Raw genomic sequence first — 11,338 nt, forward strand, 5'->3', positions numbered from 1 at the left:
CCCGCGAGCACGTGGCTCGCGGGCCCCTTCGGAGCAGTGGGAGGACGTCAGCCCAGGAAGGGCTCGAGCTCCTTGAGTAGCTTGGGCTTCGGCTGCGCGCCGATGATCGTCTTGGCGATGTCGCCCTGGAAGAAGACGTGCATCGTGGGAATGGAGGTGATGCCGTACTTGGCGGCGGTCTGCGGGTTCTCGTCGGTGTTCAGCTTGACGATGCGCAGCTTGCCCTCGGTCTCGCCAGCGATCTCCTCGAGGATGGGGGCGACGCGCTTGCACGGGCCGCACCAGTCCGCCCAGAAGTCGACGAGGACGGGGACGTCGCTCTTGAGGACGTCCTGGTCGAAGGTGGCGTCGGTGGTGGTGCTGGTTCCAGCCATGGGTTCCTCCTGTGGTGGTGGTTCGGGTTGGTCGGGTCAGGCGGGCGCGTCGCCGGGGACGGTCTCGTCCGCAGCGGGCGCGGTCTGGGCGGTCTCCACGGTGGACGCGTCCAGCGTGGCGAGGTGGCGCTCGGCGTCGAGGGCGGCCTGACAGCCGGAGCCGGCTGCGGTGATGGCCTGCTGGTAGGTGTGGTCCACCAGGTCGCCGCAGGCGAACACGCCCGCGAGGTTGGTCAGCGTGGAACGGCCCTGCACCTGCACGTAGCCGCTCTCGTCGAGGTCGATCTGACCCTTCACGAGCTCATTGCGCGGGTCGTGGCCGATGGCGATGAACAGGCCGGTGACGTCGAGCTCGCGCTCCTCACCGGTCTGCGTGTCGCGCAGGCGGACGCCGGAGAGCTTGTCCTCGCCGAGGATCTCGGAGACCTCGGAGTTCCAGGCGAACTCGATCTTGGGGTCGGCCGCGGCACGGTCGGCCATCACCTTGGACGCGCGGAGGGCGTCACGGCGGTGCACCAGCGTCACCTTGTCGGCGAAGCGCGTCAGGAAGGTGGCCTCCTCCACGGCGGAGTCACCGCCACCGACGACCGCGATGTGCTGCTGACGGAAGAAGGCACCGTCGCACGTGGCGCACCACGAGATGCCGTGGCCGGAGAGCTCCTTCTCGCGAGGAAGACCGAGCTCGCGATAGGCCGAGCCCATCGCGAGGATGACGGTGCGGGCGCGGTAGGTGCCGCCCGACCCGTCGCGGAGAACCTTCACGTCGCCGGCCAGGTCCATCTCGACGACGTCGTCGGTGACCAGCTCGGCCCCGAAGCGCTCGGCCTGGGCGCGCATCTGCATCATGAGGTCCGGGCCCATGACACCGTCGGTGAAGCCCGGGAAGTTCTCCACCTCGGTGGTGTTCATGAGCGCCCCGCCCATGGTGACCGATCCCTCGAAGACCAGCGGGCGCAGGTTGGCGCGTGCGGCGTAGACGGCGGCGGTGTACCCCGCCGGGCCCGAGCCGACGATGACGACCTCACGCACCTCGCCCTCGACCGGCTCGGTGGCGGGCTGGGCGGCTGTCTGCGTCGGCAGCGAGACGGCCGACGTCTGGGCGATGATGCTCACGAGGGCTCCTGGGGGTCCGGGGGTGGGGCGCGGTGCCTGGGCACCGGGGGTGACAACAGTCGGGCGGGGCCCGGTGTTCCGCGGGGACCTCATGGCCCCGGGGTGGCGGGCGAGGGGGTCAGCGGACGGTGATGTCCTTGAGCTGGGCCGACCACTTGCCGTCGGGCCCCTGCCCCGTGCCGGTGAACCACACGAAGACGTAGCGGCCCTGGACGGGCTTCTCGGCGGTCCACGTGACGTCGCCACCGCCACGGCGTCCGCCGATGGTCACGGCACGGCCCACGTCCTGGCTGGGGCCGACGCGGACCTCGTAGGTCCAGTCGCCCTGCGGCATGCCGATGTCGACGGCGTGCACGGTCCGCAGGTCACCGAGATCGACGCGCAGGCCCAGCGCGTCGGTGTAGCCACCGAACGGCGGGTGGTCGTACTTGTGCGTGGACCACGCGAGGTCGGTGGCCGGGTTGTTGATGCGGTGGGTCCAGTCGGTGTGCTCGTCACCGTCGTGGAAGGGGTCGTAGCCGATGATCCCGTGGAGCCGGTAGGGCTTGCCCGGAGCACTGCCTTCGCTGGACGGTGCGCTGGCAGAGGGCGATTCGGACGGTGAAGGCCGCGTCTCGCGCGTGGTGGTGGGGCTCTCGGGCGCCTCGGGGGACGGCGTCGTCGGCGTGGGCGCCGGGGCCGTGGTGGGCTCCGGGGAGTCGGATGCCGTGTCCTGCGTGGTGGGCGTAGGAGTGTCGCCGTCCGTGGCCGTGTCTGCAGGCTCGGTGCCGGTGGGCCCGTCGGTCTGCGAGGGCGTGCCGGAGTCCGGGGACGGCTCGTCACCCTGACCGGTGGTGTCGTCCGGTGAGGGCGTGACGTCCTGCGGCGAGGAGGCCGTCGGGGTCGGTGTGTCCTCCGGGGCGGGCTCCGCCGGCGCGGGAGAACCCGGCTGGGTGGTGCTCGTGGGGGCCGCGCTGTCCTCGGCGTCGTCGCCGCCCAGGAGGTGGGGCGCGCCGAGCGCGAGCAGGGCCAGGGCGGCCGCTGCCCCCAGGGCCCCGAGGCCGGCGACCAGCAGCTGCGTGCGCCCCGGGCCACCGGTTCCACCCGCGGCTGCGGCGGCGGGACGGTCCTGAGGACCCTCCTCGGTGCCGTCGGTGTGCGTTGCCTCCGGCGCCTCGGCGTCGACGGCCTCGCCGGCAGCGGCACCCGTGGCCTCCGGGCCGGACGCCGAGGAGGCCTGACCGGACGCGGCCGCCGAGGCCGCAGCAGCCCCCACCACGGGGATGGTCGTGGTCGGCGCGTCCGCAGTCGTCTCCTCGGGGGTGCTCCCGCTCTGCTCGGGGCCCGCCGCGGGGACGGCGGTGGTCACGGCGCCGGCCGCCGGCACGGCACGGGTGGTGTCCGAGGCCGCACCGCGGTCCCTCCGCCGGCCCCGCCCGGGGACGGTGCTGCTGTTCCACGGGGCCAGGACCTCCGCGAGCTCGCCGGGGGTGCGGACCTCCTGCCCGTTGAGGACGGGGTGCCCCCCGAGGCCCAGGTGGGAGCAGAGCTCGTCGAGGTCGTGCGGCACGTGGTCCACCACCTCGGAGGGGCGCACGACACCGAGGCCGTCGCGCTCCGCGCGTGGGAGGGCCGAGGCGGTGTCACCGCCCCAGGTGCCGGTGAGCCCCGCGTGCAGCAGCGCCAGCAGGCCGCGGGTGTCGCGCTGCGCGGCCCGGTCGGCGTCGAGGGAGTCGGTGCCCGCAAGGGCCGCGGCCAGACCCAGCCCGGTGACCACCACCCCGCCGTCGGCGTCACGCCGGAGCGACTCCGGGGTGAGCGCCAGGTGGTGCACGCCGTGGCGCCGGGCCAACTCGAGGGCCAGAGCGGCCTCGCCCACCAGCCGCCGTGCCTCGTGCGCGGGCAGCGGCCCCTCCTCCACGAGCTCCACGAGCGACCGGGAGCGGGCGTCGTGCTGCGTGACGACCCACTGCAGGCCGTCCTCCACACCGATGTCGAGCACGCGCGGCAGGCGCCCGTCCTCCACGAGGGCCGCGCGGCGGGCGGCGTCCTGGGCGGCGGCGGCCAGCGGGTGGTCGTCCGGGGTGATCCAGAGGTCCACGTGGCGGTGCAGCGTGGTGTCGCGGCCGATCCAGCGCTCCACGCCCGGCACCGGGGACCCCGGGTGCAGCAGCTCGTAACGGCCGTTCACGATGTCACCGGGCTGCAGTGCGGGCACGATGTCCTCTCGGTCGGGATGGCGCAGGGGTGCGTCCTGCGAGTGTAGGAGGCCCTAGGGGCGGCTCAGGCGCGCTTCAGGCGGCGCACCACCTGCTGCACCACGCCGGAGACCTCGTCGATGCGCAGCAGCGCGGCCAGCAGGGCGAAGACCCCCACGAACACCAGCCCGGCCTGCAGCGCCGTGAAGGCCACCGGCAGCCACTGGTCGGCCACCCGGGGCACCTCGCGGCAGGCGATCTCACCGGGACCCCCGCAGTGGTTGGACAGGTCCGTGCCGAAGACCAGGGCGTCGGCGCCGGTGCGGCGGGCCACCCACTGCATCGAACCCCAGGCGGTGGCCGCCGCGGCCAGACTGGCCACCGACAGGCGCGCGTAGAAGGCCACGAGGGAGCCCAGCGCCAGCCCGGGCACACGGCGGCGGATGAGCAGGGTGGAGAAGGCCGCACCGCCGAACTGCGAGAGCGTCTGCGCCAGCGCGATGCCGAGCAGCACCTTCTCCGGCGGCAGCCCCAGGGCGATGAGCGCCATCGCCACGATGAGGCAGGTGGAGAGGATCTGGATGACGAAGGGCTTGTAGCCCTCCTCGAAGGCGTAGTACGCCCGCTGGAAGAGCGCGATGGCGGCGTAGGGCACCAGTCCGACGGCCAGGACGCCGACCGCGAAGCCGATGGCGCGCACCGTGTTGGTGGTCTGCGAGGGGAACATCAGCGCCGCCACGGCCGGGCCCATCACGAGCAGCAGGGCCGCCAGTGGCATGACCGCCGCGGTGGTGCTGCGCAGGCCGCGGCGCAGGTCGCCGGCCACGCCGGCCATGTCGCGGTCGTGGATGCGGCGCGACATGGCCGGGTACATGGCCGTGAGCAGGCTGACCGTCACCAGGCTGTGCGGCAGCATGAAGATGAGGAAGGCGCTGGTGTAGGCGGCCTGCCCGGCCACGCCGTGGGGTGCGTGCGAGAGGACCGACTTGTTGGCCATGACGCCCAACTGGGCCACGACGATGGTGGCCAGCGACCACATCGCCACCTGGGAGGCCGAGCGCAGCCCCACCCCGCGGAAGCCCCAGCGCGGCCGGTAGCGGAACCCGACCTTGCGCAGCGGCGGGATCAGTGCCACGGCCTGGATGACGATGCCGAGCGTGGCACTGCCGCCCAGCAGCAGGACCATCGGCCAGGTGACGTCGGCGACCCGCGGCTCGCGCGGGAAGACCAGCAGGTAGGCCACGATGCCGGCGATCTGCACCACGTTGGCCAGCACCGGCGTCCACATGTACGGGCCGAAGTTCTCACGGCTGGTGAGCACCTGCCCCAGCAGCGTGTACAGGCCGTAGAAGAAGATCTGCGGCAGGCACAGCATCGTGAAGAAGACCGAGAGCCGCGCCGTCTCCGGGGAGTAGCCCGACCCGTAGAGCGCCACGAGCAGCGGCGAGGCCAGCACGGCCACCACGGTGAGTGCGCCCATGATGACCAGCGCCAGGGTGAGCAGCCGGTCGGTGAAGTCCTGACCGCCGTCGGAGTGGCGCATCGCCTTGGTGAGCTGCGGCACGAGCACCGCGTTGAGCACACCCCCGGCGATGATGATGAACAGCACGTTGGGCAGCTGGTTGGCCGTGTCGAAGGCGTTGCCGACGTCGGTGGCGGCACCGAGCGCCGCGGTCAGCAGGGCCACGCGCACCAGTCCGAGCACGCGGGAGGTGAGCGTGCCGGCGGCCATGAGGGCGGCGTTGCGGCCCACGGAGGAGGAGTTGCTCACGGGGGTCTCCGGTCTGGGACGGTCAGGAGGGCGGTGGGGTGGCTCCGGCCCGCACCTGGCGCACCGTGCGCCAGGCGCCGAACCCGATGAGGAGCGCGGTCACGATACCGATGCCGGCGTACCACCAGCCGGTGGCGGGCCGGGCGTTCACGGTGACCTCGCCGCGGGCCAGCACGCGCCCGCCGTCGGGGGTGGTGACCAGGATGCGCACCGGCACCTGGCCGGCGGCGTGGGTGCGGGCGGTGAACGAGGTGCTCGCCCGGCCACGGGCCCCCAGCCCCAGGGACCCCTCGGGCTGGTCGGCGGTGACGCGGTCGTTGCCGGGCCGCACCACCACGCGGAGGTCGTGGAACGAGGTGGTGCTGCTGTTGGCCACGGTGGCGCGCAGCTCGGCGTCGTCGGCCAGCAGGTTCACGGTGCTGTCCTCCACGTCGAGGGCGCGGAGGAGGTCGTCGGTGGTGCGGTGCAGCTCCGTCCACGACTGCTGGCGCTGTTCCTCGTTCTCCCAGACGGTGGAGAGCTGGGCCAGCGGGCCGTCGCGCAGCAGGTCGGTGGGCCCGCGGTCGACCACCTCCGCGAGGGCCGCGGCGTCCCCGGTCACGGAGGGCAGCTCGGCCGGCGGCGAGGGGCGCGGGGTGCGCGGCTCGATGGCGGGCCAGGAGGCAGTGCCCTCGGGCGCCTCGGTGGGGCAGTCCCGGGTGCACGCGAGCATCTCGGCGGCGGGCACGGACTGCAGCCAGGGGGCCGAAGTGGCCAGGTCCACCGCGTGCCGCAGGGCGGCGGCGTCCACGCGGGCCGGGTCCGGGGCCAGCACGAGGTCGGGGACCTGCCCCGGGTCCGCACCGTGGGCCTCCCGGGTCTCGTCGGCCAGGAGCGTGAGCCCCAGCAGGGCCTGTCCGGGCAGCGCCCGTCCGCCGGCGTCGCCCTGAGGTGCGCTCTCCTGCTCGCCGAGGTGGTGGCTCGAGGCCTGGTCGACCCACCCCACCCGGTGGCCGCGCCACCAGTTGCCCGGGTCCGCGGCGGCGTCCCGACCGCTGGCCGTGTCCTCGCCGCGGAAGCCGGAGGGGGCCAGCACCACGGTGTCCTCGGCGGTGGCGTCCACGAGGCGGTGCAGCCGGGGGTCGTCGCTGCCCTGCCGTCCGGAGCTGGAGCTCAGGTCCAGCACCAGGGGACGCTCCACGCCCTCCTGCGGAGCGGTGGCATGGCGCCACAGGGCCTCCCGGGCGGGGTCCACGTCGAGCGGGTCCACGGCGTGCCGGACCAGGCGCCACGCACCGTCACGGGAGGTCCCCAGGGCGTCGGCACGGTCACCGGAGAGGTGGGGCACCACCGCGGGGTCCACGACGGGCGTGACGCGGTCCCCGAGGTCCGTGGCGGCCGCCACCGACCCGCTGAGGTCGAGGGCGCGGGTCCAGGCCGCGCGTCGCTCGTCGTCCTCCTCGTCGAGGAGAGCGGCCGACAGGGGAGCCGTGGCCCCCACCGCCCAGCCGACGCGGGCGGTGGTCCGGTCCACCCCGCCCTCGGGCAGCACGGGCACGACGGTGCGCTGCACGTCGAGCAGGCGTCGCTCGCCGTCCACCACCCCGGAGACGGCCACGGAGACCGGCAGCACGCGGGGGCGGTCCACGGTGGGGCTCGTGAGGTCGAGGGCCACCTCGCGGGAGGCGCCGATGCTGAGGCGTCCCGCGCTGCGCACCTGCTCGCGCCGACGCTCGCCGCCCCCGGCGTCGAGCCAGGCGGTCACCTCCTTGCGGCTGTCCAGCGGGGCGGCCGTGGAGAGGGTGACGCGCAGGTCTGTCACCTCGGTGTCGGCGGCGGTGAGCGATGCGGTGAGCCGCACGTCGTGGCCCCCGGTCACCCACCCCGGGGCCACCTCGTCGACCCGCAGGTCCACCGGGGGGCGGTCGGCCGCGGCCTCGGCGGGCAGGTGGCGTCCCGTGACCGAGGAGGAGGGGAGGTGCGCGGCGGTGGCCGCCGGTGCGGGCAGGGCCGAGGGCAGGAGCGCACCCCCCACGGCCGCGAGGGCCACCCCCAGTCGCAGGCCCCGCCGGGTCAGCCGCCGCACAGCCGGCGCCACGCCATCTGGGCGATGCGTCGCTCGTTGGGGAAGGTCAGGGTGCGGTGCGCGTGCGCGAGGTCGAACCACTGCACGTCCACGGCCTCGTGGTCCGGGTCCTCCTCCACCGTGAGGTGACCGCCCACCGCCTCGAGGAGGAAGTGGTGCACCCGCTTGTGGATGCGGCGCTCGGGGGTGGAGAACCAGTAGTCGATGGTGCCCAGCGTGAGCACGGGGCGCGACCGGATGCCGGTCTCCTCGGCCACCTCGCGGACCGCCGTCTCCACGAGCGTCTCACCGGCCTCCACGTGGCCCTTGGGGAGGCACCACTCGAGGCGGTGGGCGCGGTTGAAGCGGGCGATGAGGGCCAGCCGGGCCCGTCCGGGCTCCACCGTGACGACCACCCCGCCGGCGGAGGTCTCGCGCATCGAGGGCAGCCGCCGAGGCGACTGCACCGCGTGATGCATCGAGAGAGTCATCTGGACATGGTAGCGGCCTGACCTGCGAGGACGTCTGCCGACCGACCTGCCGGGCGGCCCCCCGTAGACTCGTGCGCCGCGCCCGTCCCGACCCAGGAGCACTGTCCTGCCGTGACCGACACCCCCGCCTCCGAGCTGTTCCAGCGTGCCCTGCAGCACCTGGCTCCCGTGATGCCGCTCCTCAGCGAGCTCGGGGAGCGCTTCGCCGCCGCCGGCTTCGAGCTGGCCCTCGTGGGCGGGCCCGTGCGCGACGCCTTCCTCGGTCGCACCTCACCCGACCTGGACCTCACCACCGACGCCCGGCCCGACGACATCGAGGCCGTGCTGGAGGGGTGGGCGGACGCCACCTGGGACCTCGGCCGCGCCTTCGGCACCATCGGGGCGCGCAAGGGCGAGGAGATGGTGGAGATCACCACCTACCGCTCCGACGTGTACGACCGCGCCAGCCGCAAGCCCGAGGTGCGCTTCGGCGAGAGCCTCACCGACGACCTGGTGCGCCGGGACTTCACCGTGAACGCCATGGCGCTGCGCCTGCCGCAGCTGGAGTTCGTGGACCCCCACAGCGGGCTCGAGGCGCTCGCCGCGGGCGAGCTGGACACCCCCACCGTGCCCGAGGAGTCCTTCGCCGACGACCCGCTGCGCATGATGCGGGCCTGCCGCTTCGCCGCGCAGCTGGGGCTGGTGCCCTCGGCCCGGGTGATGGGCGCGATGCAGGAGATGGCCGCCAGCATCGAGATCGTCTCGGCCGAGCGGGTGCGCGACGAGCTCACCAAGCTGCTGCTGGCCGACCGGCCGCGCGCCGGGCTCGAGGTGTTCGTGCACACCGGGCTGGCCGAGCAGGTGCTGCCGGAGCTGCCCGCGCTGCAGCTGGAGACCGACGAGCACCACCGCCACAAGGACGTCTACGAGCACTCCCTCATCGTGCTGGAGCAGGCGATCGACCTGGAGGGCCCGCGCGAGGGGGCCGCCGAGGAGGTGCCGCACCGCGACCTCGTGCTGCGCCTGGCCGCGCTGCTGCACGACATCGGCAAGCCGCCGACGCGCCGCTTCCTGCCCGGGGGGCGCGTGAGCTTCCACCACCACGAGGTGGTGGGCGCCAAGATGGCCCGCAAGCGGCTGCGTGCCCTGCGCTACGACAAGGACACCATCCGCGACGTGGTGCGCCTGGTGGAGCTGCACCTGCGCTTCCACGGCTACGGCGAGGGCGAGTGGACGGACTCCGCGGTCCGCCGGTACGTCACCGACGCCGGTCCGATGCTGTCGCGGCTGCACCTGCTGACCCGGGCCGACTGCACCACCCGCAACCAGCGCAAGGCCGCCCGGCTGAGCCGGACCTACGACGAGCTCGAGGAGCGGATCGACCGCATCCAGGCTGAGGAGGAGCTGGCGGCGGTGCGCCCGGAGCTCAACGGGCACCAGATCATGCAGGTGCTGGACATCCCGCCGGGCCCGGTGCTCGGCGAGGCCTACGACCACCTACTGCAGTACCGGCTCGACGCCGGGCCGGTGGGTGCCGAGGCGGCGGAGGCCGAGCTGCGGCGCTGGTGGGCGGCCCGCGAGGCCTGAGGGGTCAGTCCGAGAGGACGACGAGCGAGTCGCCCTCTTGGACGACGTCGCCGGGGGCCACGTGCACGGCCTCGACGGTGCCGTCGGCCTCGGCCAGCACCGGGATCTCCATCTTCATGGACTCCAGGAGCGCCACTTCGGTGCCGGCCTGCACCTTCTGGCCGACCGTGACGTGGACGGCGGCGACACCTGCGACGAGTTCGGAGAGGATCTGCTGGCTCATGGTGGGGATTCTCCCACCGCCGGGCGCGGGGCCGCGTGCGCGTCGGCCCGGCACCCGGCATCGCATATCGTGAGCCGGAACCCGCGAGGGCCCGTGAGGGCGAAGGAGGCACGCGAATGCGCGTTGCAGTGATCGGTACCGGCTACCTGGGGGCCGTGCACGCCGCCGGGATGGCCCACCTGGGCTTCGACACGGTCGGGGTGGACGTCGACGAGGCCAAGGTCGCTGCGCTGCAGTCCGGCACGAGCCCGTTCTACGAGCCGGGGTTCGACCCCATCCTCGCCGAGCAGGTGGCCAGCGGCCGGCTGCGCTTCAGCACCGACTTCTCCGAGATCTCCGACGCCGACGTGGTGTTCATCGGGGTGGGCACGCCGCAGAAGGCCGACTCCCACGCCGCGGACCTCACCTACATCGACTCCGCGATCGCCTCCATCACCCCGCACCTCAAGGACGGCGCGCTGGTGGCCGGCAAGTCCACCGTGCCGGTGGGCACCGCGCAGCGCCTGGCCGAGTACGTGGCCGAGCACACCCCCGAGGGCGTGACCGCCGAGCTGGCGTGGAACCCGGAGTTCCTCCGCGAGGGCTTCGCGGTCCAGGACACGCTGCACCCCGACCGGCTGGTCTTCGGCGTGACCTCCGAGCGCGCCGAGAAGGTCCTGCGCGAGGTGTACGCGCAGACGATCGAGCAGGACGGCACGCCCGTGGTGGTGACCGACCTGCCCACCGCCGAGCTGGTGAAGGTGGCCGCCAACTCCTTCCTGGCCACCAAGATCTCGTTCATCAACGCGATGGCCGAGATCTGCGAGTTCGCCGGCGCGGACGTCACCAAGCTGGCCGACGCCATCGGCCACGACGACCGCATCGGCCGCAAGTTCCTCAACGCCGGTGTGGGCTTCGGCGGTGGCTGCCTGCCCAAGGACATCCGTGCCTTCTCCGCCCGCGCGGGCGAGCTGGGGGCCGGGCACGCGCTGGAGTTCCTCGCCGAGATCGACAAGATCAACTCCCGCCGCCGCGAGCACGTGGTGGAGCTGGCCCGCCGCGAGCTGGGCGGCGACCTGCACGGCCGCCGCGTGGCGGTGCTCGGTGCGGCGTTCAAGCCCAACTCGGACGACGTGCGCGACTCCCCGGCGCTGGCCGTGGCCGGCCAGCTGCACCTGGCGGGTGCCGACGTGCACGTCTTCGACCCCAAGGGCATGGCCAACGCGGCCAAGGTCTACCCGACCCTCACCTACGCGGACTCCGCGCAGGACGCCATCACCGGCGCCGACCTCGTGGTGCACCTGACGGAGTGGAAGGAGTTCCGCGAGTTGGACCCCGCGGCGCTCAAGGAGATCGTGGGCCGGCCCACCGTCATCGACGGCCGCAACGCCCTGGACGCCGAGGCCTGGCGCGCCGCCGGCTGGACCTACCGGGGGCTCGGCCGCCCCTGAGGCCCGAGCACCGACCGGTTGCGCCGCGTCGTCCCCTCAGCGGGCGGCGCGGCGCAGTGCGTCGAGGAAGACCGGGGCAGTCGCCTGCCAGCTGTGGTGGGTGACGGCCCGCGCGCGTCCCCGGGCCCCCATCGCGGTGCGGACAGCGG

General features: G+C 73.8%; 9 protein-coding genes. 2 read left to right on the top strand and 7 right to left on the bottom strand.

What is annotated here, in order from left to right:
* Window positions 1–47: 47 nt before the first annotated feature.
* From trxA to HMPREF3099_RS05565, 6 genes are all read right to left on the bottom strand, one after another.
* The gene (gene trxA, locus HMPREF3099_RS05540; protein ID WP_070705051.1) at window positions 48–374 is read right to left on the bottom strand and encodes a thioredoxin; all 327 of its coding nucleotides are present in this window, start codon (window positions 372–374) and stop codon (window positions 48–50) included.
* Between the two features lie 36 nt (window positions 375–410).
* Window positions 411–1,487 (bottom strand): thioredoxin-disulfide reductase, encoded by a 1,077-nt coding sequence (gene trxB, locus HMPREF3099_RS05545; protein WP_371327511.1) that lies wholly within the window; start codon window positions 1,485–1,487, stop codon window positions 411–413.
* Between the two features lie 118 nt (window positions 1,488–1,605).
* Window positions 1,606–3,684, bottom strand: coding sequence for a hypothetical protein (locus tag HMPREF3099_RS05550; protein ID WP_070705054.1), 2,079 nt, complete (start codon window positions 3,682–3,684; stop codon window positions 1,606–1,608).
* Between the two features lie 65 nt (window positions 3,685–3,749).
* On the bottom strand, window positions 3,750–5,435 hold the full coding sequence (murJ, locus tag HMPREF3099_RS05555) for a murein biosynthesis integral membrane protein MurJ (protein WP_070705058.1): 1,686 nt from the start codon (window positions 5,433–5,435) through the stop codon (window positions 3,750–3,752).
* Window positions 5,436–5,457: 22 nt separating this feature from the next.
* Window positions 5,458–7,500, bottom strand: a complete 2,043-nt coding sequence (locus HMPREF3099_RS05560) for a hypothetical protein (protein WP_141494363.1) — start codon at window positions 7,498–7,500, stop codon at window positions 5,458–5,460.
* On the bottom strand, window positions 7,488–7,970 hold the full coding sequence (locus tag HMPREF3099_RS05565; protein WP_070705064.1) for an NUDIX hydrolase: 483 nt from the start codon (window positions 7,968–7,970) through the stop codon (window positions 7,488–7,490). Before HMPREF3099_RS05565 ends, HMPREF3099_RS05560 begins: the two co-directional genes overlap by 13 nt.
* Before the next feature lie 111 nt (window positions 7,971–8,081).
* Here HMPREF3099_RS05565 and HMPREF3099_RS05570 point away from each other — a divergent pair, with 111 nt between their 5' ends.
* A complete protein-coding gene (locus tag HMPREF3099_RS05570) occupies window positions 8,082–9,536 on the top strand; it encodes a CCA tRNA nucleotidyltransferase (protein WP_070705067.1) in 1,455 nt (484 codons plus the stop codon).
* 4 nt (window positions 9,537–9,540) lie between these two features.
* On the opposite strand, the gene HMPREF3099_RS05575 is transcribed toward HMPREF3099_RS05570, so the two are convergent.
* Window positions 9,541–9,759 carry a biotin/lipoyl-binding carrier protein gene (locus tag HMPREF3099_RS05575; protein ID WP_070705070.1) on the bottom strand — a complete coding sequence of 73 codons (219 nt, stop codon included), beginning with the start codon at window positions 9,757–9,759 and terminating at the stop codon, window positions 9,541–9,543.
* A gap of 116 nt (window positions 9,760–9,875) precedes the next feature.
* On the opposite strand from HMPREF3099_RS05575, the gene HMPREF3099_RS05580 reads away from it, so the two are divergent.
* Complete coding sequence (locus HMPREF3099_RS05580; protein ID WP_070705074.1) at window positions 9,876–11,189, top strand: UDP-glucose dehydrogenase family protein; 1,314 nt, start codon at window positions 9,876–9,878, stop codon at window positions 11,187–11,189.
* The last annotated feature ends 149 nt before the right edge of the window (window positions 11,190–11,338 follow it).

Origin of the sequence: Kytococcus sp. HMSC28H12, assembly GCF_001816045.1 — a bacterium.
Lineage (GTDB): Bacteria > Actinomycetota > Actinomycetes > Actinomycetales > Dermatophilaceae > Kytococcus > Kytococcus schroeteri.

Bases quoted from the DNA above. Each gene is read 5' to 3' on its own strand.
- HMPREF3099_RS05575 (WP_070705070.1), bottom strand. From the start codon at position 9,759: ATGAGCCAGCAGATCCTCTCCGAACTCGTCGCAGGTGTCGCCGCCGTC.
- trxA (WP_070705051.1), bottom strand. From the start codon at position 374: ATGGCTGGAACCAGCACCACCACCGACGCCACCTTCGACCAGGACGTC.
- HMPREF3099_RS05580 (WP_070705074.1), top strand. From the start codon at position 9,876: ATGCGCGTTGCAGTGATCGGTACCGGCTACCTGGGGGCCGTGCACGCC.
- HMPREF3099_RS05565 (WP_070705064.1), bottom strand. From the start codon at position 7,970: ATGACTCTCTCGATGCATCACGCGGTGCAGTCGCCTCGGCGGCTGCCC.